The sequence below is a fragment of the Microbacterium sp. LB12 genome, assembly GCF_037150835.1.
GTDB lineage: Bacteria > Actinomycetota > Actinomycetes > Actinomycetales > Microbacteriaceae > Microbacterium.
Genome location: NZ_JBBCPF010000004.1, coordinates 108,125 through 129,822 on the forward strand (window position 1 = coordinate 108,125; position 21,698 = coordinate 129,822).

Annotated in this window: 15 protein-coding genes; 4 read left to right on the top strand and 11 right to left on the bottom strand. The window is 69.5% G+C overall.

Annotation, left to right across the window (positions count from 1 at the left end; genetic code table 11):
* Positions 1 to 86: 86 nt before the first annotated feature.
* The 11 genes from menC to WFM69_RS09175 form a co-directional block, all read right to left on the bottom strand.
* Complete coding sequence (menC, locus tag WFM69_RS09125) at positions 87 to 1,193, bottom strand: o-succinylbenzoate synthase (RefSeq protein WP_337003828.1); 1,107 nt, start codon at positions 1,191 to 1,193, stop codon at positions 87 to 89.
* A complete protein-coding gene (locus WFM69_RS09130) occupies positions 1,190 to 2,092 on the bottom strand; it encodes a GNAT family N-acetyltransferase (protein ID WP_337003829.1) in 903 nt (300 codons plus the stop codon). The genes menC and WFM69_RS09130 overlap by 4 nt, the downstream gene beginning before the upstream one ends.
* Complete coding sequence (locus WFM69_RS09135; protein WP_337003831.1) at positions 2,089 to 3,222, bottom strand: M20 family metallopeptidase; 1,134 nt, start codon at positions 3,220 to 3,222, stop codon at positions 2,089 to 2,091. Before WFM69_RS09135 ends, WFM69_RS09130 begins: the two co-directional genes overlap by 4 nt.
* Positions 3,222 to 6,557: a serine hydrolase gene (locus tag WFM69_RS09140; RefSeq protein ID WP_337003833.1), complete on the bottom strand. Its 3,336-nt coding sequence runs from the start codon at positions 6,555 to 6,557 to the stop codon at positions 3,222 to 3,224. Before WFM69_RS09140 ends, WFM69_RS09135 begins: the two co-directional genes overlap by 1 nt.
* Positions 6,558 to 6,576: 19 nt before the next feature.
* The gene (locus tag WFM69_RS09145) at positions 6,577 to 7,617 is read right to left on the bottom strand and encodes an ABC transporter ATP-binding protein (RefSeq protein ID WP_337003835.1); all 1,041 of its coding nucleotides are present in this window, start codon (positions 7,615 to 7,617) and stop codon (positions 6,577 to 6,579) included.
* A complete protein-coding gene (locus tag WFM69_RS09150; protein ID WP_337003837.1) occupies positions 7,614 to 9,536 on the bottom strand; it encodes a dipeptide/oligopeptide/nickel ABC transporter permease/ATP-binding protein in 1,923 nt (640 codons plus the stop codon). The genes WFM69_RS09145 and WFM69_RS09150 overlap by 4 nt, the downstream gene beginning before the upstream one ends.
* Positions 9,533 to 10,534, bottom strand: coding sequence for an ABC transporter permease (locus WFM69_RS09155; protein ID WP_337003839.1), 1,002 nt, complete (start codon positions 10,532 to 10,534; stop codon positions 9,533 to 9,535). Before WFM69_RS09155 ends, WFM69_RS09150 begins: the two co-directional genes overlap by 4 nt.
* A gap of 33 nt (positions 10,535 to 10,567) precedes the next feature.
* Positions 10,568 to 12,166 carry an ABC transporter substrate-binding protein gene (locus tag WFM69_RS09160; RefSeq protein WP_337003841.1) on the bottom strand — a complete coding sequence of 533 codons (1,599 nt, stop codon included), beginning with the start codon at positions 12,164 to 12,166 and terminating at the stop codon, positions 10,568 to 10,570.
* Between the two features lie 105 nt (positions 12,167 to 12,271).
* Complete coding sequence (locus tag WFM69_RS09165) at positions 12,272 to 13,195, bottom strand: serine hydrolase (RefSeq protein WP_337003843.1); 924 nt, start codon at positions 13,193 to 13,195, stop codon at positions 12,272 to 12,274.
* Positions 13,192 to 14,580: a serine hydrolase domain-containing protein gene (locus WFM69_RS09170; RefSeq protein ID WP_337003845.1), complete on the bottom strand. Its 1,389-nt coding sequence runs from the start codon at positions 14,578 to 14,580 to the stop codon at positions 13,192 to 13,194. The genes WFM69_RS09165 and WFM69_RS09170 overlap by 4 nt, the downstream gene beginning before the upstream one ends.
* A 150-nt stretch (positions 14,581 to 14,730) precedes the next feature.
* Positions 14,731 to 16,215, bottom strand: coding sequence for an amidohydrolase family protein (locus tag WFM69_RS09175; RefSeq protein ID WP_337003847.1), 1,485 nt, complete (start codon positions 16,213 to 16,215; stop codon positions 14,731 to 14,733).
* A gap of 179 nt (positions 16,216 to 16,394) precedes the next feature.
* On the opposite strand from WFM69_RS09175, the gene WFM69_RS09180 reads away from it, so the two are divergent.
* The 4 genes from WFM69_RS09180 to WFM69_RS09195 all read left to right on the top strand — a co-directional run bounded on the left by WFM69_RS09180 (position 16,395) and on the right by WFM69_RS09195 (position 21,641).
* Positions 16,395 to 17,408, top strand: a complete 1,014-nt coding sequence (locus WFM69_RS09180; protein WP_337003849.1) for a LacI family DNA-binding transcriptional regulator — start codon at positions 16,395 to 16,397, stop codon at positions 17,406 to 17,408.
* 135 nt (positions 17,409 to 17,543) lie between these two features.
* Entirely contained in the window at positions 17,544 to 19,085 is a 1,542-nt protein-coding gene (gene mmsA, locus WFM69_RS09185) for a multiple monosaccharide ABC transporter ATP-binding protein (protein ID WP_442928412.1), read from the top strand.
* Complete coding sequence (gene mmsB / locus WFM69_RS09190) at positions 19,082 to 20,455, top strand: multiple monosaccharide ABC transporter permease (protein WP_337003851.1); 1,374 nt, start codon at positions 19,082 to 19,084, stop codon at positions 20,453 to 20,455. Before mmsA ends, mmsB begins: the two co-directional genes overlap by 4 nt.
* Positions 20,456 to 20,525: 70 nt before the next feature.
* Entirely contained in the window at positions 20,526 to 21,641 is a 1,116-nt protein-coding gene (locus WFM69_RS09195; RefSeq protein WP_337003853.1) for a sugar-binding protein, read from the top strand.
* The last annotated feature ends 57 nt before the right edge of the window (positions 21,642 to 21,698 follow it).

The following is a 21,698-nucleotide window of genomic DNA, read 5'->3' on the forward strand; positions in this document are numbered from 1 at the left end:
GCGGATCTGTGGGGCACGACGAAACTGTATCGGCGTTTCGTTGCATCCGACAGTTCTCTTCCTAGAAGTGCCCCACAAGTTCTCTCTTAGAACGTGATCCACTCCGTGCGCACGGTCACGGCGTCCAGCGCGTCGGGATCGGGCGTGACGCCGATGCCCGGGCCGGTGGGCACGGCGAGCGTGCCGTCCTCGACCACGAACGGATCGGTGATGTCGCGCGAGTAATAGCGCCCGGAACCCGAGGTGTCGCCGGGGAGCGTGAACCCGGGGAGGGCCGCGAGGGCGACGTTCGCCGCCCGGCCGATCCCCGTCTCCAGCATGCCGCCGCACCACACGGGGATGTCGTTCGCCGCGCACACGTCGTGGATGCGCCGCGCTTCGAGGTAGCCGCCGACGCGACCGGGCTTGATGTTCACGATCGAGCACGCGCCCAGGGCGATCGCATCCGCCGCAGCCCGTGCCGACACGATCGACTCGTCCAGGCAGACCGGGGTCGTGATGGCCTTGGCGAGCTGCGCGTGACCGAGCAGGTCCTCCTCGTCGAGCGGCTGCTCGATCAGCAGCAGGTCGAACGGGTCGAGCTTCGCCAGGTGCCGGGCGTCGCCGCGGTGGTAGGCGGTGTTCGCGTCGACCTGCAGCAGCACGTCGTCGCCGAAGCGCTCGCGCACGGCGCGCACGGGGTCGATGTCCCAGCCCGGCTCGATCTTGAGCTTGATGCGCACGTACCCCTCATCGAGGTAGCCGCCCACCGCGTCGAGCAGTTCCGGGATCGAGTCCATGATCCCCACCGACACACCGCAGTCCACCCGGTCGCGCACGGCGCCCAGCTCACGTGACAGCGGCACGCCCTTCGCCCGCAGCTCCGCGTCGAGGATCGCCAGTTCCACCGCCGCCTTCGACATGCGGTGGCCCTTGAACTTCGCGAGAGCGGGCGCCACGCCCGCGGCATCCAGGTCGGGTACCTGGGCGAGCGCCGGCAGCAGGAACCGGGTGATCACATCGACGCTCGCCTCGACGTACTCGGAGGAGTACAGCGGGTCGTTCATCGCGACGCCTTCGCCCCAGCCCTCCGCCTCGTCGCCGACGGCGCGCACGATCAGCGCCTCGCGCACCGTCTGCACGCCGAACGATGTGCGGAACGGCGACACCAGCGGCATCTCGATCACGCGCAGTTCGAATCCGGTGAGCTTCATCCCTGTTCTCCTCTGTCGATGGTGTAGGCGCCGGAGCGGTCGAACGCGAGCACGCGTCCGCCGGTCTCCAGCAGATCTCCGAGCGTCTGACGCAGCGCCAGCCGCCAGCGGGTGGCACGTTCGGGGTCGGTGATGCGGAGGGCCTCGATGTCGCGTGGCAGCGCCACGCGCACCAGGCGCGCATCGGTGCGATGGATCACCGGATCGAGGTCGTCTCCGACGCCGAGCAGCGGTTCGGCTCGGCCGGTCGCCTGCTCGGCGAACGGGGTGGGCTCCGGAGCCGCGTGGGACGCCGCGACGACCCGCGGATCGCGCAGGCGCCAGGTGACCAGCATCCGGTCGGTGTCGTCGCTGCCGTTGAGCGCGTCGGCCATGTGCCCGTAGAAGTTGCGGTGGTAGGACGTCGGCATCGCACCGAGCTTCACGAGGTTGAAGTAGGCGTTGCGGCTGATGAGCGGATCGAACGTCCAGGAGATCTCGTCGAGTCCCTCGGCGAGAGCCCACGCCCGCTGGTGCACCTTCAGGGCGAAGCCGACGCTGCGACCCCGCATCCGGTGGGAGACGCCGGCGATGTGGCTGTGCAGGGCGCGCTGGTCGGGGGCGGCGAAGAACCCGAAGCAGGCGCCGACCAGCTCACCGTGCTCGAACGCGCCGCCCACATAGCTCCCCGCCTTGGAGAGCGCGCGCAGTGTCTCGACGTTCACCGGGGAGTTCTCGCCCTGCTTGGCCCAGATGCTCTGGAACAGATCAGCGACCAGTGCGAACTCGTCGACATCACCGAGCAACCGGATCTGCACCTCTGCTCTGTCCGCCGCAACGAGCGCGGCCTCCGCAGCCTCGGCGGGAGACGCGGTCCGCAGCTCGGCCCTGTCTTCCGCGGCGGCATCCGTCATGCTCATGCTCCTTCTCCGACCGATGCGGGTGCTGAGGCCAATGCGTGCGACACCAGCCGCTCCAGCAGGTGGATGCGCTCGGGGATCAGCGCGACGACCACGTGCTCGTCATCGGCGTGCGCCCCGCCGCCCACGGCTCCGAGGCCGTCGAGGGTGGGAACCCCGATGCCCGCCGTGAGGTTGCCGTCCGAACCGCCGCCCACGGCGACCCCGTCGAACGGCGTGAGACCGGCGCTCTCCGCGATCGACACCGCGTCGGCGAACAGTCCCGCGGAGGCCTCGGCGCCGAGCGGGCGACGATTCGGGCCGCCCTCCACCTCCACCGTGGCGCCCGAAAGGGTCGTCGGCAGGGCGCGGATGGCGGCATCCACCCGATCCTGCTCGGCGGCTGTGCGCGCCCGGACGTCGACCGCGAACTCCGCATCGGCCGGCACCGTGTTCGTGGTGCTCCCGGCACGGACCGTGGTCGGTGTCACGCTCGTACCCCGGTCGGGATCGCCGAGAGCAGCCACCGCGAGCAGCAGGTGCGCGGCCTCGACGGCGGCGTTGATCCCGCGCTCGGGTTCCAGGCCGGCATGGGCGGCGCGACCGGTCACCCGGATGCGGTAGGCCGACACGCCCTTGCGCTCCGTCTTCAGGTCGCCGCCGTCGGCTGAGGCCTCCAGCACGAATGCGGCCCTGCAGCCGAGTGCTTCCTGCTCGATGAGCTCGCGCGAGCTGGGTGAGCCGAGCTCTTCATCGCCCGTGATCAGGATGCTGACCCCGGTGCGGTCGGCCAGCGCGGCCACCGCATGGAACGCCATCACCACTCCGGTCTTCATGTCGAAGCATCCGGGACCGCGCAGCACTCCGTCGTCGATGCGGAACGGCAGCCGCTGCAGCGAGCCGAGCGGCCACACCGTGTCATGGTGCCCGAGCACCAGCACCGTGGGCTCGCCGAACCGCCACCGCAGATGCGTGCGGCCGTCGATCACGATGCGCTCGGGGGCGACGCCGAGGAGCCTTTCCCCGAGCGCGGCGGTGACATCCGCGCTGCGCGAGACCGCGCCGAGGTCGTCCGACGGCGACTCGCACGAGATCAGCGTCTCGATGTCGGCGAGCACGACGTCGAGGTCGACGTCCGCCTGCACCGTCATCACGACACCTTCGGTGCCGCACGCACGCCGTGGTGCAGGTACCGTTCTCCGGTCGGCAGCGAGTAGAAGATCACGGCATGCCAGCCCTGCTCGCCCTCGGAGCGCATCACGAACTCGCCCGGCCGCACCGGCACGAGGGGGTGCTCCTGCACCGGATCGGGCAGCAGGGCCGCCAACGGACCGTTCAACGTGGTGCGCATGCGCAGCCCGTCGTCGTCCGCGAAGATCTCGGTGCGCACGCCCGAGCGGTCGTAGACGCCCTCGAACTCGGAGAAGTCACCCGTGAACGGCTCCTCGGGCGGGTTCAGCCCCTCCGGAAGACGGACATCCGCCAGCTCGCGGAAGATCTCGCCGAACAGTTCGTCGTAGAGGTCACGCGTGTTGCCGCCGTTGGTCAGCAGCGTCACCGCGAGCCCCTCCTCGGGGAGGATGCGCAGGAACGCCGCCTGCCCGATCGTGTTCCCATCGTGTCCGATCACGTGGCGGCCGTCCCAGTCGAACAGGATCCAGCCCACGCCCCAGGCATCGCCGAGCGAATACGGGTCGGGCATGTCCACTTCGCGCTCCTGCATCCGCGCCACCGCGGCCTCGGACAGCACGCGGGTGCCGTCGGCGGCCAGTCCGCCGCTCAGGTGCATGCGGGCGAAGGCGAGCACATCGGCCGTGGTGGAGTTGATGAGGCCGGCCGGTCCCATCGATCGCGGCAGCATCCAGGCGGGGGCGAGGTGCGGACCGTCCTCATCGACCACGGTGTGACCGGTGGCCGCCCGGAACATGATCGCCTCCTCCGGGAGCGTCGTGGAGTGGGTGAGCCCGAGGGGCGTGATGACGAGGTCGCGCATCGCCTGATCCCAGGTGGTTCCGGTGACCTTCTCGATCACGCGGCCGGCCAGGGAGAAGCCCGAGTTGCAGTACGACATCGTCGCGCCGAGCGGGTGGTTCTGCGCCACGCCGTCCAGATGGGCGACGTACTTCTCGAGGGTGTCGTCGCCGCGGCCGGTGTCGGTGAACACATCGCCGTCGATCCCGCTCGTGTGGTTGAGGAGGTGGCGCAGGGTCACCGACCGCGTGATCTCGGGGTCGGTCGAGGAGAACTCCGGAACGTAGGACACGACCGGCGCGTCGAGGTCGAGCACGCCCTGATCCACGAGCCGCATGATCGCGGTCGTCGTCCACACCTTGCTCATCGAACCGATCTGGAAGACGGAGTCGTCGGTGGTCTCGATGCCGGTGCGCACGTTGAGTATGCCGTGGTGGGCATACACCGCATCCTCGCCGAGGCGGAGGATGCCGAGCGTGGCCCCGGGCACCTTGTGCGCGGCGGCCAGGGTGCTCAGGCGCTGCTGCCAGTGCCGGGCGTCCAGGCGTTCCCGCACGGGCTTTCCGGCGGGCGGCGCGTACTGCTCGACCCAGTCGACGATGCGCCGGGAGTAGTCGGCGCGGTGCGAGGGCGGACCCGACAGGATGAACAGGTGCGAGCCGCCGGGGTAGAGCACCAACCGCGTCGGCACCTCGCGTTCGCGCAGCGCCGCGAACCACTGCTCCGCCTGACCGACCGGGCAGCGGTCGTCGGCGGCGCCATGCAGGATCAGGGTCGGCGTGGTGACGCGGTCGACCTGCGTGAACGGCGACTGCGCGGCCAGGAGCTCCTGATCGCGCCAGGGCAGTCCGCCGTTCTCCGCGCCGGAGATGAAGTGGCCGAGGTCCGAGGTGCCGCCGACCGAGGAGAGATCCGAGACCACACCGCCCGCGACAGCCGCGGCGAAGCGGTCGTCGCGCGACGTCAGGTAGCAGGTCATGTAGCCGCCGTAGCTGTATCCGGTGACCGCGAGGCGGGCGGGATCCGCGATGCCTTCGGCCACGAGCTCGTCGATTGGCTCGAGGAAGTCGTTCCTGTCCTTGACACCCCAGCCGCCGGCGACCGCACGGAAGAACTCCTCGCCGTAGCCGTCGCTGCCCCGGGGGTTGAGCGTCAGGATCGCCCAGCCGCGATGCGCCAGCAGCTGGTGGTAGGGGTGGAACAGATCGGCGGCGCCGTTCCATGCGTTGTGCGGGCCGCCGTGCACGTCGAGCAGGAGGGGGAGCGGGCCCGCCGCGTCGGGGTCGCGGCGCAGCCACCCCGTGACGACCGTGCCGTCGGAGATCGTGAAGCGCCGCTCCACAGCCGGGATCAGGCCGAGGTCGGCGACCTCACCGAAGGAGGTGAGCACCCGCGTGGTGCCGTCGGCGATGTCGACGAGAGCCACGTCCCCGAACGAATCGGGGCTGGCGAGGATGATCGCGGCGGAAGAGCCGACGACCGAAAGGCCGGACACGTTCGCGGTGCCGGTCACGAGTGGTGTCGCGTCCGAGCCGTCGACAGCGATCCGGTGCACGTGCGAGTACCCGTTCTCGCGCAGGCAGAACACCAGGTTCCCTGCGCCGTCGAATTGCGGCATGCCGCCGGGGTAGCCGGGTCCGCCCGGCATCACGTTGCGGTCGAGCGCACCCGTGATGCGGCGCACCTCGCCGCCGTCGGGCGGGAAGAGCAGCAGGTCGGCGTTGCCGATCTCGGTGTCGGTGCGACCGGCGGCGATGAGGTGCGCGCCGTCCGGGGCCCATCCCACGACGGCCGCCTGCACGTCGGCGGGTCCGACCGGCACCGGCGCGCTGTTCGCGTCGGACGCGGAGACCGTGAACACCGTGATCCGCATCGTCAGGTCGGCATCGTCCGCCGCGGCCGAGGAGAAGGCGAGGCGGGTGCCGTCGGGCGACCAGAAGGGATCGGTCGCGTGGGAGCGCCCGCGGGTGAGCGCGGTGACCGTGCCCGATGCCACGTCGACCACGTGCAGCTGCTGCACGAGCGTGCCGAGGTTGCCGGCGCCGTCAGCCTTGTAGCCCAGGCGGTCGGTCGCGGCCGGTGCCGCGCGGCGGGCGAGGATCGTGTCGACCCCGTCGCCGGGCAGAGCCGCGCTGTCGACAGCGGCGGCGAACGCGATGCGCGTGCCGTCGGGGCTCCAGGTCGGCGTGCCGGCGCCCAGCGGGAGCGTCGTCAGCCGGCGGGCCTCGCCGCCGCCCGCAGGGAGCAGCCACACCTGCGCCGGACCGTCCTGCGCGCGCAGGAACGCGAGCTGCGTGCCGTCGGGGCTCCACACCGGGGTGGAGTCTGCCGTGCCCTGCGTGAGCCGAGCCGCCTCGCCGCCCGCGGTGGGCACGTGCCACAGCGCACGCGTGTCGCGGTCGCCGTCGCGGTCGGTCGTGCGCAGGGTGAAGACGACGCGGGTGCCGTCCGGGGAGAGGGCGGGCTGCTCCGGTGACCGGATGGCGAGCAGGTCGTCGACGGTGACGCTTTTCATGAGGGCTCCTATCGGGTGGTCAGTTCACTGTGTCCGCTGCGAGCGGTGAGGATGTTGTGGATGCGGCCGAAAGCAGGATGGTGCTTTGGGGCGTCGGCACAGTCCCGATCGCCGCGTCCGCACCGGTCCCTGCGAAGTGGCAGGCCGCCCCCACCCCGCCCGTCGGGCGCGCCGGCTCCGTCAGCACGCAGATCTGGCGGTCGGGGCGTGCGGCGGGGCCGATGGGGCAGCGCGGGTGGAAGCGGCAGCCGCTCGGCGGAGCGTGCGGGTCTGCGGGCTCCACGTCCACCGGGGCCAGGGGGTCGACCGCCAGCAGGTCGCCGTGCCGGGTGGGCGCCGCCTGCAGCAGATCGCGGGTGTACGGGTGCTGCGGGTCGGCGAGCACCTGCTCGGTGGGTCCGACCTCGACGATCCTGCCGAGGTACATCACGGCGATGTGATCGCTCAGGTATCGCACCACGGACAGGTTGTGCGAGATGAAGAGCATGGTCAGATCGAGCTCGCCACGCAGCTCGCGCACCAGGTTGAGCACGGAGCCCTGCACCGAGACGTCGAGGGCGGAGGTGATCTCGTCGGCCATGACCACCTCGGGGCGGGCGGCCAGGGCCCTTGCCAGGGCGATGCGCTGACGCTGGCCGCCGGAGAGCGCCGCCGGGAGCGACTGGGCGCGATCCGCGTCGAGGCTCACCAGGTCGAGCAGGCGGGCGACTTCGGCGCGCCGGGCGGCGCCGCGGACATCGCGAGGGAGGGCCTCCGCGATCGACTCGCCGATGGTCATGCGCGGGTCGAGCGACGAGAACGGGTCCTGGAACACCATCTGGATCGGACGGCGGCGGCGGAAGGTGCGCACGTCCACGCCGTCCAGCGTGATCGCGCCGTCGCTGATCGGCGCCAGACCGATCGCGGCTCTGGCCAGAGTCGATTTCCCGGACCCGGATTCACCGACGAGGCCGACGACCGAGCCGGAGGGGACCGTGAGGCTGACGTCGTCGACCGCGGTGAGTCCGGAGCGGTGCGAGCCGTAGCGCACGCTGACGTTCTGGAAGCGCAGTTCGCTCATCGCAGCACCTTCTCGTCCTCGTCGACCCCGACGGTCGAGTCCTCGATGACCGGGTTCCAGCAGGCGACCCGGTGCGCCGTTCCCACCGCGGCCAGCTCGGGGTCGCGCTCGCGGCAGACCGCGGTGGCGAACGCACAGCGGTCGGCGAATGCGCATCCGGTCGGGAACGCCCCGGGTGCGGGCGGGCGCCCGGGGATCATCTTCAGCGGCGCGTCACGGTCGGCGTCGAGCTCGGGGACGACCTCGAGCAGCGCGCGGGTGTAGGGGTGCTGCGCGCCGGTGTGCAGGTCCGACGCGGGAAGGTCCTCCACGATCCGCCCCGCGTACATCACCAGCACCCGGTCGCAGGTCTGGGCGACCACGGCGATGTCATGACTGATGAGCAGGATCGCGGCATCGGTGTCACGGCGCACCCCGGCCAGCAGCTGCAGCACCTGCCGCTGCACCGTGACATCGAGGGCGGTGGTCGGCTCGTCGGCGATGATGAGCCGCGGGTGGTTCATCAGACCCATCGCGATCATCGCCCGCTGCCGCATGCCGCCGGAGAACTCGTGCGGGTACTGGTGGGCACGGCGCGAGGCCGCGGGTACGCGCACGGATTGGAGCCGTTCGACCGCGCGCTCCATGGCCTGCTTCTTCGTGATGTCCTGGTGCTCGGAGGCGGCTTCGGCGAGCTGTGCCCCGATGCGCCTGGTCGGGTTGAAGGAGGTCATCGGATCCTGGAACACCATCGCGAGCGAGGTGCCGAGCAGGGGACGCAGGGTCCGCTCCGGCGTGGTCAGCAGCGGTGTGCCGCAGAACTCCAGGCGGGCGGCATCGGTGTGACCGGGCCGCTCGATGAGGCGGGCAGCCGCGAGCGCGGTGAGGCTCTTGCCGGAACCGGATTCGCCGACGACGCCGATCGCCTCGCCGCGTGCCACCGTGAACGAGACGCCGCGGACCGGGGTGACCCAGCCGGTCGGCGAGGGGAAGGAGACCCGCAGGTCGTCGACCCGGAGCACCACGTCGTCCACGGCCGGATCGGGCTCGATCTCCGGACGCGGAGCGGCCAGGGCGATCGAGGGCAGGCGGAAGCGCTTGCGGCCCGATCGTCCGCCGAGGGCGGCCGCGGCCGTCTCGCCGAGCAGGTTGAAGGCGAGCCCGGCGATGATCACCGCGATCGCGGGGCCGATGGCGGCGGCGGGGTTGAGGTAGATGCGATTCAGGCCCTCACCGAGCAGACGGCCCCAGTCGTACTCCGGCACCTGCACGCCCAGTCCGAGGAAGGACAGCCCGGCGAACGCGAGCAGTGCGGATCCGGCGGCGACGGTCGCGTTCACGATCAGGGGCTCGCCGATGTTCGGCAGGATGTGCCGGATCAGGATGCGGAACCGGGAGACGCCGGCCACCTGCGCGGCGGAGATGAAGTCGCGTCCGGCGATCGCCGCCGACAGCGTCTGCGTGAGGCGGGCGAACTGCGGTGCCATCGCGAATCCGATCGCGAGCACGGCACCGGTGGATCCGACGCCGAAGATGACCGCGAAGAACAGGGCGAGCAGCAGCCCGGGGAAGGCGACCGCGATGTTCACGAATCCGACGATCGGACGACCTGCCCAGCGCGGGAGCACGGACGGAGCGGTGCCGAGGAGCGTACCGGCGACGACGCCGATGACGACCGCCAGCACGGCCAGGACGATCGAGAGCCGGGTGGCGACCAGCACCCGTGCGAGCACGTCGCGGCCGAGGGTGTCGGTGCCGAGCAGGTGCGCGGCGCTCGGCCCCTGCGTGGTCGCGGTGGGATCCACCTGCTCTGCCTGCGCGCCCCAGATGATGGGAGCGAAGATCGCGGTGAGGGCGACGAGCACGACGAGAGCCACCGCTGTCGCGCCGAGTGGTGAGCGGACGATCGCCATCAGTTTCCTGCCGGTGCCGACCATCATGCCTCCCTGATCGTGGAGCGGGGGTCGAGGAGCGCGAGGACGACATCGATCACCAGGTTCACCAGCAGCACCCCGATGCCGTACACGAGCACGATGCCCTGCACGACGGAGTAGTCCTTGGTGAGGATCGACTGCACGATCATGGTGCCGAGCCCCGGCCACGCGAACACGTTCTCGACCAGCACGGTGCCGGCGACCATGCCCGTGAGCAGCAGGCCGGTGAGGGTCAGCGTCGCCGTCATCGCGTTCGGCAGCGCGTGGCGGGAGTAGATGCGGTGCGGGGCGAGGCGCTTGGCGCGGGCGGTGCGGATGAAGTCCTGGCCGAGCACGGACAGCACCTCGACGCGGATGATGCGCGAGAACACCGCGATGGGTCCGACGGCGAGCGCGATGACCGGGAGGACGAGGGCGAACGGCGCGGTGTTGCCCGCGACAGGGAACCAGCCGAGCGAGACGGCGAAGACGTACACGAGGCCGACGGCGAGCAGGAACTCGGGAATCGCTGCGAGGATCACCGTGACCGTGGCGAAGCCGAGCTCCAGGCCCCTCCGGCGCCCACCGCGCGTGGCGACCGCCATCGTGACGCCGACGGGCACGGACACGAGCAGGACCAGCAGCACGGCGAGGAGGGCGAGCTGCAGCGTCGCGGGGAGGCGGGACGAGATGATCTCGCCGACCGGCTGGCTGGTGATCATCGACGTGCCCATGTCGCCCGTGAAGAGTCCGCCGATGTAGCGGAAGTACTGCACGATGAGCGGCTGATCGAGACCGAGGGCCGCGCGCTTGGCCTCGACGAGTTCCGCGGGCGCGTTCATCCCGAGGGCTGCCCGCACCGGGTCACCCGGCACGAGGTGGATCATGAGGAAGGCAGCCGTGACCAGCACCCAGACCGAGAGGACGAACTGCCCTCCGCGACGGACCAGGAAGGACACCCAAGGGTTGTCCGACCGTGCGGATCTGATCAGTATCGCCTGTGTGGCGGTGGTGGTGCTGGCCATCGGCTGCCTCCGGCTCTGTTGTTCGACGTGCGCTTACTCGTACATGCGGATCGACGTCGGGTCGATCCCGTCGCCCGAGGTGAACGTCGCCTTGTTCGCGAACGTCGACTGGTTGAGGTTGGCGTACTGCATGACGCTGCTGGTCGCGTACAGAGCCTGCTCTGCCTTGCCCCAGTCGTCGCATCCTTCGCTGCTGGCCTTGGCGGAGGCGGCGGTGACGGCGTCGACGTAGTCCTGGTTCACGATCGAGGCGAAGTTGGTGCCATCGGGAGGTGTGGGACCGGAGAAGAACGGAACCAGCATGCTCGGCAGCGACACCGTGAGGCTGGCGGCCGAGATGTCCCAGTCGCCCGTGGAGAAGAGAGTCTCGCTCAGGGTGGGGGAGTCGACGGATACCACCGTGACGTCGACGCCGAGGCTCTTCCACGAGGTCTGCGCGAGCTCGGCGGTCGCGTTGCCGGCATCGCCGAGCGAGGACGAGTAGATCATCTTCAAGGTCAGCGGCTCGCCGTCCTTGCTGCGCGTACCGTCGGAGCCCACCTTCCAGCCGGCCTTGTCCAACTCGGCGGCCGCGGCCTTCGCGTCGAACGAGGGGATGTAGCCCTTGAGCACATCCGCGCGGCACGGGTTGGGCGACACCGTGACCATTCCGGTGGGCACGGTGGCGGTGCCGCCGCCGAGGACCTGGCGCATCTGCTCGAGGTCGAGCGCCTTCAGGAGCGCTTCACGGACGGCTTGGTCGGCCGTCGGGCGTCCGGTCGCCTGGTTGAAGGTGAACTGTCCGGCCGGCACCAGCATCTCGGTGCTGAAGAGACCGGCGTCGGACAGGCGGGTCCGGTCGGGCCCGATGACCAGCGCGGCGTTGACCTCGCCGGACAGCAGCAGGTTCGCCGCGGTGGTCTCGTTCGGGATGACCCGGAACACGACGGTGTCGGGGAGGCCCTTCTGCTTCGGATCCCAGTCGTCGGGACCCCAGGCGAAGTCGTCGCGGCGGGTCAGCGTGTACTCGCTGTTGGGGGCGATCTTCGTCATGGTGAACATGCCGGTGGATCCCTCTCCCTTCGCGAGTGCATCGGGGTCGTCGATCACGGAGCCGCACACGATCGAGATGCTGCCGATGTTCTCCAGCAGGAAGGAATCGGGGCGGCCGCTGGTGACCGTGACGGTGCCGTTCGCGTCGTCGCCGACGGCGCTGGTTCCCGGCTGCACCTGCAGGCCGATGAGGGGGGAGCCGTTGTCCGGGTCGCCGATGTGGGTGATGTTCGCGGCGACGTCCGTCGCCGTCAGCGGCGTGCCGTCTTCGCAGGTGAGGCCGTCGCGGAGCGTGAACGTGGCCGTCGTGGTGTCGGCCTCCCACGAGTCGGCGAGACCGGATGCGATGCTGCCGTCCTCCATCACCTCCACCAGACGGGCGTAGAGGAAGCGGTCGATCGATCGCGCGACCGACATCACGGTCACGAAGGGGTCGAGGTTGCCCGGGTCGGTGGAGATCACGGAGGTGAAGGTCTTGCCGTCGGCTAGCGTTCCCTCCGTGGGATCACCTCCGCCGCCGGATCCGGTTCCTGCCGCGCAGGATGTCAGGGCGAGCGCTGCCACGCCCACGAGGGCGATGAGCGGGGTACGAGAACGCATCAGAAGCCTCCAGCAGTGTTCGGGATGGTGCAGGGGTGGTGGTGCAGTGTTCGGGATGGGTGCAGGGGTGTTGGTGTGCGGGTGGTGGTGCAGGTGTGGTGCGCGTCAGTCGGCGCGGAGGTGTTCGACCGCGGCGAACGCGGCGCGGCCGATCGAGCCGTCCACGCGCGGTTGCCGGTCGACGAGCGATGCGGCGCGGGTGAACACGGCGACCGCGTACTGACGCCCGTCGGGGTAGGTCACGACGCCCGCCTCGTTGCGCCAGGTGGGCAGCGTGCCGGTCTTCGCCGCGATGCGGACGTCCGCGGGGAACCCCGAGGTGAGCCGATGCGGCCAGATCTGCTGCGCCATGATGTCGCGCGCCTGGCGGCAGGCGTCGGCGGGAGCGGCGGCGTCGGTCCACAGGGCGTTGAGGAGCGTGGTGACGTCGCGCGGCGTCGAGTGCGAGGTCTTCACCGGGTGCACGGCGTCGAGGGCGAGGATCTGCTCCGCCGTCGCGCCCGTGAACATCTCGTCGAGGTCGCTGTCGGGTGCTCCGCCGAGGTCGGCGATGACCGACGCGAACAGGTCTTCGCAGCACCCGATGAGCCGCGTCTGCCGCAGCCCCAGGTCGTTGATGACCCGGTTCACCGCGTCCGCGCCGAGGCGGTGGAAGATGACGTCCGTGGCGGCGTTGTCGCTCATCGACATCATGTTCAGCGCGAGGTCGCGCCAGCTCGCCTCGACGTCGTCCGAGAACCCCGCCGTGCCCACCCCGCCGATGCGGTAGCGCGCGGTCACGGTGGTGCGCTCGGTCGGGTCGAGCTCGCCCGCGGCGACGGCACGGACATACGCGGTGAGGACGAGGATCTTGAAGACCGAGGCCAGCACCACCGGCTCGTCGGCACCGAGACCCACGTCTGCGCCCGCGGCATCGCCGATCTCACGGGCGTGCAGGTAGCCCGAGGCTCCGGCCTCCGCGAAGATCCCCGCGAGCTCGGGTGCGAGGGCGGGCTCGGCCGACGACGAGACGGTGGTGCCGGCACTCATGCGTCGATCCGCCGATCGGCTCGTCCGGTGTGCAGGTAGAGCGCGCGGCCGTTGCCGTCGTCGCCGACGAACGCGTGCGGCATCCGCATCCCGTTCTGGGCCTCGCGGGGGAGCAGCGTGTCGCCCTCCCACCCGATGAGCTCGACAGGCTCGGGGGCCGGGCCGAGCTCCGCGAAGATGCCCTTCATGGTGCGTTCCAGCCAGATGCGGCCGTCGTCGTCGACGCGCACGGTGGAATCCGAGACGGAGGACGAGTAGGTGCCGAGGACGCGTTCCAGGTCGACGGCGACCGGGGACGCGGGGACTGTCGGCAGCGCGGGGACCGTGACATCGGCGAGGGCGGCGAGCACCTTCGAGACGATCGCGTGATAGAGGTCGACCGTGCGCCCGCCGTTGGTGAGCACGGCGACGGCGACGCCCTTCGACGGCACCATGCGCAGGAAGGCGTTCTGTCCGATCGTGCCGCCGTCGTGACCGATGACGGGACCGCCGTCCCAGTCGAAGATCTCCCAGCCCAGACCCCAGGCGTCGCCCATGAGCCCCAACTCGGGGAGTTCGACCTGGCGTTCCTGCATCGCCCGCACGCTCGCCTCGGAGAGCACGCGGGTGCCGTCGACTGCGACGCCGCCGTCCAGGTGCATCCGGGCGTACGTCAGCAGGTCGCGGGCGGTCATGGCCAGCATGGATCCGGCCGGCGCGTTCGACCGGACCAGGCTCCACACGGGGGCGGGAACCGGTTTGTCGGTGCCCTCGGTCGGGATGTGGCCGAGCGCGGCGCGGAACATGATCGCCTCGGCGGCCGAGGTCGCCACGTGGGTGAGGCCGAGCGGTGCGACGAGGTGCGTGCGCAGCGCCTGGTCGTACGACGTGCCGCGCAGTACCTCGACGATGCGGCCGAGCACCACGAACGCGGCGTTGTTGTACGAGAAGCGCTCGCCCGGGGCGAAGAGCTGGGGTGCGTCGGCAATGGTCGCCAGGTACTTCTCCACCGCGTCGTCGCCGACCCCGGTGTCGTTGAACAGGTCGCCCTCGAAGCCGCTCACATGGCTCAGCAGCTGGCGGGACGTGATGGCGCTCGCGGCGGCGTCGTCGGCGATCGCGAACGCGGGGACGATGTCGCGCACCGGGGCGTCGAGGTCGAGCAGTCCCTCGTCGACGAGCTGCATGATGAGCGTCGCGGTCCAGGTCTTCGTGATGGAGCCGATCTGGAAGACCGAGTCCTCGTCGGCGTCGACGCCGGTGTTGCGGTTCAGGATGCCGGCGGCGCAGGTGGCGATCTCGCCGTCGGACAGGATCGCGACGGATGCCGCGGGGATGTGCGCGTCGGCGAGCATCGCGGGAAGGTTCTCCCGCACCCAGCTGCCGATTTCGTTCAGGTCGGACACGTGCGCTCCTCTTCATCGAGTGGGCCGTCGTCGTCGTCCGGGTGACGGCGAGGGGGTGACGGCGATGGGCCGAGACTATTCGCGTGTTTCGTCGGTGCGTTGGTACCGCCCGACGAGACTTGCGCGCACGTTGGTTCGTCCGGACGAACCTCAGGCGTCTCCGCGCACGGCGCGTCCGGGGAGGGCGTCGATCACGATCTCCCCGGCGTGCACGACCGGGGTGCCGTGCACGTACAGCTGGCGCACGCCGCGGGAGGGGCGCGTGGGGTGGGTGTAGGTCGCGCGGTCGGTGAGCATGGCCGGGTCGATGACGACGATGTCCGCGTCTGCCCCCACGGTCAGGTGCCCCTTGGCACGCATGCCCGTCGACACCTCGTCCAGCACGCGGGCGGGCAGGTACGAGCACCGCCGGAAGGCCTCGGTCCAGCTCCACGTGCCGCTGTCGAGCACCATCAGGCGCAGGGACTTCGCGAACGTCCCCGCCGTGCGCGGGTGGGTGTGGCCGCCCGCGGGGAGCGGCCACTCGCGCTGTTCGTGCACCGTGGCGCCATCGGGGCCGGTCCACGACACGGGCATGGCGTCGCTCGCCACGATCGAGTCGGGGTAGGCCAGGGCACGGTGCAGGTGTGCGCGATCGAACGGGTCGGCCTCGTCGAGGAACGTCACGATGCAGGTGGCTCCGGGGTCGGTCGCGCGCACCTCGCGCAGCCGCGCCTCGTCGACGATGCGCTCGCCGGTTTCGACGAGCACGAGAGAGGAGGGGGTGATGCCGAGTCCCGGCAGCTTCTCGGAGGCGAGGAAGAACGCGCCGATCGCGGTGCTGCCCGCACCGTAGGGGTATGCCTCGACGGTGACGCGCGACCCCGCGGCGCGGCTGCGGTCGAGCAGGGCGAGCACCCGGTCGACGTGTCGCAGCGACGTGCTGTTCACATGGCAGTGGTGCATGGCTGCTCCGGTCTCGGCCGCCGCACGCACGAGTTCCTCCGAACCATCGATCGGGGTGCGCGGGTCGGCCTCGATCAGCTCGCGCACGTGCGTGAACGTCGGGGCGTGCGCGGCGGCGGCCAGGCGGGAGAGCTCGAGGTACTCGTCGGGGTCGGAGCGTGGCGCGTATCCCATCAGCACGCCGATGCCGAGCGCCCCGGCGCCGAGCTCGTCCTCCAGCAGCCCGAGCCAGCGGCGGCGCTCGGCGGGGGAGGAGGAGCGCTGCCAGTCGGGCTTGGCGAGCAGGTCCATGGAGGCGGTGAAGTCGGCGACGGGCACGCGGTCGAGGTGGGCGTAGGCCCTGGCCTGCGACCACGACGCCGAGAAGCCGTAGTTCAGCGGTCGCCCGTCCGCGGCGGCACGGGCGAGTGCCTCAGCGATCGGCATGAGTCCGGCTTCCAGGTCGAGCGCCGTCGTCACGCCGTCCATCGCCTGCAGCCGCTGACCGGCGATCGAGTGCACGTGGCTGTGCAGGTCGACGAAACCGGGGCCGACGATCAGGCCCGCCGCATCGACCACGTCGGCGTGGTCCGGGGCGGTGAGTCCGTCGCCGATCGCGGCGACCCGCCCGTCCGTGATGAGGAGGTCGGCGACCTGGTCGGTCTCGGTCTTCGGGTCGATGACGCGCCCGCCGCGCAGCAGAGTGTCCACGCGGCCACGATGCCATGCGCGGCGGGGCGGTTCCGGTGCCAGGGCACGAAAGCGCGAGGGTGTTCCGGTGCTCGCGCACAACCCGGGGAGAGGCGTTCCTGCGCGGGAGAGGTGCACGGAGGAGCCTGCGCGCCATAATATGGTGTCGATGTGACCGTGCACACGCAAGGAGGCAAGTGATGTCCAGCGCCTCCGAGCGTGCGCGGCTGCCCAGTATCCGCGACGTCGCGCGACTGGCGGGGGTGTCGCACCAGACCGTCTCGCGCGTGCTGAACGATCATCCCAGCATCCGCCCCGAGACGAAGGCCAAGGTCCTCGACGCGATCGCGGTGCTCGACTACCGCCCGAACTTCGCGGCCAGGGCGCTGGTCACCAGCAAGTCGAACATGCTCGGCATCCTGTCCGCCACGATCGGGGAGTTCGGTCCGACCTCGTCGATCGCCGGCATCGAGGATGCGGCGCGCGAGGAGGGGTACTCGGTCTCGACGCTCAACCTCGCGGACACGACGCCCGAGGCGATCGGCAACGCGGTGCGTCAGCTGTCGCGCGAGCAGGTCGACGGGATCGTGGTGCTCGCGCCGCAGGTGCGGGTGTTCCATGTCCTGCGCGGCATGTCGGTGGACATGCCGTTCGTGACGCTGCAGACGGCATCGGGCTCGGACGGGGTGAGCCTGTCCGCCGACCAGGTGGCCGGTGCCAGGGCGGCCACGGAGCACCTGATCTCCCTCGGGCACAGCGACATCCTGCATCTGGCGGGCCCACAGGACTGGATCGAGGCGGAGTCGCGCATGCGAGGCTACCTCGACGGTCTGCGCGAGGCCGACCTGCCCACGTTCCCGCCGATCCGCGGCGACTGGACGGCGGACTTCGGCTACTTCGCGGGCAAGGAGCTCTCGCTCCGCCGGGACTTCACGGCCGTGTTCGCCGCGAACGATCTGATGGCGATCGGGCTGTTGCACGGCTTCCGCGACTCCGGTGTGCGGGTGCCGCACGACGTGAGCGTGATCGGTTTCGATGACATTCCCGTCGCGGCACATGTCGCCCCGACGCTCAGCACCGTGCATCAGGACTTCCCTGAGCTCGGACGTCGTGCCGTGCGCATCCTCCTCGCGCAGATCCGCGGGGAGCAGGTGCCGGAGTTCGGGCCGCTGCAGACGATCCTGCGCGCGCGCGAATCCGCTGCATCACGGTAGCGACACGAAATCCCGACGCGGACTTGACAGCGGTTCGTCGTACGTGGACGATGTAATCCAATGTGAACGGTCACATCGAAGGTGACCGCACGTCGCAAGGAAAGATCCGTGAGCACCACAGCAACGTTGCCTACCGTGTCAGGCCCGATCCTGGAGATGCGCAGCATCACCAAGGAGTTCCCGGGCGTCAAGGCGCTCGCCGACGTCTCCATCACCGTCCGGGCCGGCGAGATCCACGCGATCTGCGGCGAGAACGGCGCCGGGAAGTCGACGCTCATGAAGGTCCTCTCCGGGGTGTACCCGTACGGGACCTACGAGGGCGAGATCCTCCTCTACGGCGAGGAGCAGCGCTTCAAGGACATCGTCGCCAGCGAGCAGGCCGGCATCGCGATCATCCACCAGGAGCTCGCGCTGATCCCCGAGCTGTCCGTGACGGAGAACATCTTCCTCGGCAACGAGATCTCCCACGGCGGCCGCATCGACTGGCAGGCGCAGAAGGAGCGCACGATCGAGCTGCTCGCCCGCGTGGGTCTGAGCGAAGACCCCGACGTGCAGATCAAGACCCTCGGCGTCGGCAAGCAGCAGCTGATCGAGATCGCGAAGGCGCTCAACAAGGACGTCAAGCTGCTGATCCTGGACGAGCCCACCGCCGCGCTCAACGAGAACGACTCGCAGCACCTGCTCGACCTGATCCTGGGGCTGAAGGCCAAGGGCATCGCGTCGATCATGATCAGCCACAAGCTCAACGAGATCGAGCAGATCGCCGACGAGATCACGATCATCCGCGACGGCCGCACGGTCGAGACGCTCGACATCTCGCGCGGCGAGATCAACGAGGACCGCATCATCCGCGGCATGGTCGGCCGCTCGCTCGAGAGCCGCTACCCGGACCGCACGCCCGAGATCGGCGAGGTGTTCTTCGAGGTCAAGGACTGGTGGGTGCAGCACCCGACCGTCCCGGAGCGCATGGTCGTGAAGGGCTCGAGCATCAACGTCCGCAAGGGCGAGGTGGTCGGCATCGCCGGGCTCATGGGCGCGGGGCGCACCGAGTTCGCGATGAGCATCTTCGGACGCTCCTACGGCACCTTCCTCTCCGGCACGCTCATCAAGGACGGCCAGGAGGTCGCCCTGCACGACGTGTCGGCGGCGATCAAGCACGGCCTCGCCTATGTGAGCGAGGACCGCAAGGTGCTGGGGCTCAACCTCCTCGACACCATCAAGCGGTCGATCGTCGCGGCCAAGCTCTCCAAGATCGCCACGCGCGGCGTCGTCGACTCCCGCGAGGAGTTCGCGGTCGCGGAGGAGTACCGCAAGGCGCTGCGCATCAAGACACCCTCGGTGGAGGAGGGCGTCGGCAAGCTCTCGGGCGGCAACCAGCAGAAGGTCGTCCTGGCGAAGTGGATGTTCACCGACCCCGACCTGCTGATCCTCGATGAGCCCACGCGCGGCATCGACGTGGGTGCCAAGTACGAGATCTACGCGATCATCAACCAGCTCGCGGCGCAGGGGAAGGGCGTGATCGTCATCTCGAGCGAGCTGCCCGAGCTGCTCGGCATCTCCGACCGCATCTACACCGTCTTCGAAGGTCGGGTCACCGACTGCATCCCGGCCGATCAGGCGACACCTGAGGACCTCATGCGCAGCATGACCTCCGCGACCCAGAAAGCATCCGCATGACCACCGACACCACCGCAACGAAGCGCGGCTTCCACTTCAAGGACATCACGAAGATGTTCGGCGGTGGGCAGTCGACCCTCCGTCAGTTCGGCATCCTCGGCAGCCTCGTCGTGATCCTCGTCGTGTTCCAGGTGCTCACCTGGATCTTCAAGGGTGCGGGTCTGACGCTGTCCTCGGGCAACCTGATCAACGTCGTCAACCAGTACTCGTACATTCTGATCCTCGCGATCGGCATGGTGATGGTCATCATCATGGGCCACATCGACCTGTCGGTCGGTTCGGTGGCCGCGTTCACGGGCATCGTGGTGGCGAAGGCGATGGCCGACTGGAACCTCCCCTGGCCGCTGGGCATCCTGCTCGGGCTCGGCGTGGGTGTGCTGGTGGGAGCCTGGCAGGGATTCTGGGTCGCGTACGTCGGGGTTCCCGCGTTCATCGTGACCCTGGCCGGCATGCTGTTCTTCCGCGGTGCCAACCAGTGGGTCGGCGACTCGCAGTCGGTGCCGGTTCCCGAAGGCTTCAAGGTGATCGGTGCCGGCTACCTGCCCGAGCTGCCGTTCATCCCGGTGCCGTTCAACGTGTTCACCATGCTGCTCGCGCTCCTCGGTGCGCTGTGGATCGTGTTCTGGGAGATCCGCACGCGTCGCATCCAGCACAAGATGGGTGCCGACATGGCACCGCTCTGGGTCAGCGTCACCAAGGTCGTGCTCATCTCGGCCGTCATCCTCATCGCGGGCTGGCTGTTCGCCACCGGCCGTGAGGGCACGAGCTTCCCGATCTCGGGCGTGATCCTGCTCGCGCTCGTCATCCTCTACTCGTTCATCACGAACAACACGGTGTTCGGCCGTCACATCTACGCGGTCGGCGGCAACCGCCAGGCCGCGCGCCTGTCGGGTGTGAAGGACCGCTGGGTCGACTTCTTCGTGATGATGAACATGTCCGTCCTCGCCTCGCTGGCCGGCATGATCTACGTCGCCAGGGCCACGGCCTCTGGTCCCCAGGACGGCAACGGCTGGGAGCTGGACGCGATCGCCTCGGTGTTCATCGGTGGTGCGGCCGTCTCGGGCGGTATCGGAACTGTGATCGGGTCGATCATCGGTGGTCTCGTGATGGCGTTCCTCAACAACGGTCTGGCTCTGCTCGGCGCCGGCGCCGACGTGGTGTCGATGATCAAGGGCCTCGTGCTCCTGTTCGCCGTCGGTGTCGACGTCTGGAACAAGCAGCAGGGCCGCCCGTCGATCATCGGCTTCCTCACCCGCCGGTTCGGTCGCAAGCAGGATCCGATGACCGACACGTTCGACCCCACCAAGGCGAACTACCCCACCAGCCAGAAGTACGAAGCCCCCGCCGTCGAAGAGACGCGCGGAAAGTAGGGGTCGAGCCGCGTACCGCACACGCGACGAGACCTTCACACACCAGAGAAACACCAGAGAAAGAGATCACATGAAGAAGATTCTTCTGTCGGCGACAGCGCTTGTCGTCGCGGGCGCCTTCGCCCTCACCGGCTGCTCCTCGGAGCGCGGTGGCACCGGATCGGGAGCGGGGGAGGAGACCGCCAAGGGCTTCGCCGCCGACGCCACGATCGGTGTCGCTCTCCCGGACAAGACCTCGGAGAACTGGGTCCTCGCCGGTCAGCTGTTCACCGACGGCCTCACCAAGGCCGGGTTCAAACCGGACGTGCAGTACGCACCGGCCAGCAACACGGTCGCCGAGCAGCAGAACCAGATCCAGGCGATGGTCACCGGTGGCGCCAAGGTCATCATCATCGGTGCCAAGGACGGCAAGCAGCTCAGCACGCAGGTCGAGGCCGCGCACGACGCCGGCGTCGCCGTCATCGCGTACGACCGTCTGATCGAGAACACGAAGGCTGTCGACTACTACGTCGCGTTCGACAACTTCGAGGTCGGCAAGCTCCAGGGCCAGGCTCTCCTCGACGGTCTCGCCGAGCGTGCCGGTCACGACGCCCCGTACAACATCGAGCTGTTCTCGGGTTCGCCCGATGACGCGAACTCCGCGGTGTTCTTCAACGGCGCCATGGAGGTCCTGCAGCCGAAGATCGACGACGGCACGCTGAAGGTCCTCTCGGGCCAGACCGAGATCGCCCAGACGGCGACCGAGGGCTGGAAGGCCGAGAACGCTCAGCGTCGTATGGACTCGATCCTCACCTCGACGTACAGCTCGGAGACGCTGGACGGCGTCCTGTCCCCGAACGACACGCTCGCCCGCGCCATCATCACCTCGGTGCAGGGTGCCGGAAAGCCGGTCCCGGTCGTCACGGGTCAGGACTCCGAGGTCGAGTCGGTCAAGTCGATCATGGAGGGCATCCAGTACTCCACGATCAACAAGGACACCACGCTCCTCGTCGAGCAGGCCATCAAGATGGTCGGCCAGCTCCAGAAGGGCGAGAAGGTCGACGTCAACGACACCGAGCAGTACGACAACGGCGTGAAGGTCGTTCCCGCGTACCTGCTGCCTCCGGTGATCGTCACGAAGGAGAACGCGGCCGAGGCGTACAAGAACGTCCCGAGCCTCCTCGAGATCGTGAAGTCGTACCAGTAACACGCGCGAGCAACATCGCATCATCGTGATCCCGTAGCTTTCGTGGCTGCGGATCCA

Bases quoted from the DNA above. Each gene is read 5' to 3' on its own strand.
- menC (WP_337003828.1), bottom strand. From the start codon at position 1,193: ATGAAGCTCACCGGATTCGAACTGCGCGTGATCGAGATGCCGCTGGTG.
- WFM69_RS09130 (WP_337003829.1), bottom strand. From the start codon at position 2,092: ATGAGCATGACGGATGCCGCCGCGGAAGACAGGGCCGAGCTGCGGACC.
- WFM69_RS09135 (WP_337003831.1), bottom strand. From the start codon at position 3,222: ATGACGGTGCAGGCGGACGTCGACCTCGACGTCGTGCTCGCCGACATC.
- WFM69_RS09140 (WP_337003833.1), bottom strand. From the start codon at position 6,557: ATGAAAAGCGTCACCGTCGACGACCTGCTCGCCATCCGGTCACCGGAG.
- WFM69_RS09145 (WP_337003835.1), bottom strand. From the start codon at position 7,617: ATGAGCGAACTGCGCTTCCAGAACGTCAGCGTGCGCTACGGCTCGCAC.
- WFM69_RS09150 (WP_337003837.1), bottom strand. From the start codon at position 9,536: ATGATGGTCGGCACCGGCAGGAAACTGATGGCGATCGTCCGCTCACCA.
- WFM69_RS09155 (WP_337003839.1), bottom strand. From the start codon at position 10,534: ATGGCCAGCACCACCACCGCCACACAGGCGATACTGATCAGATCCGCA.
- WFM69_RS09160 (WP_337003841.1), bottom strand. From the start codon at position 12,166: ATGCGTTCTCGTACCCCGCTCATCGCCCTCGTGGGCGTGGCAGCGCTC.
- WFM69_RS09165 (WP_337003843.1), bottom strand. From the start codon at position 13,195: ATGAGTGCCGGCACCACCGTCTCGTCGTCGGCCGAGCCCGCCCTCGCA.
- WFM69_RS09180 (WP_337003849.1), top strand. From the start codon at position 16,395: ATGTCCAGCGCCTCCGAGCGTGCGCGGCTGCCCAGTATCCGCGACGTC.
- mmsB (WP_337003851.1), top strand. From the start codon at position 19,082: ATGACCACCGACACCACCGCAACGAAGCGCGGCTTCCACTTCAAGGAC.
- WFM69_RS09195 (WP_337003853.1), top strand. From the start codon at position 20,526: ATGAAGAAGATTCTTCTGTCGGCGACAGCGCTTGTCGTCGCGGGCGCC.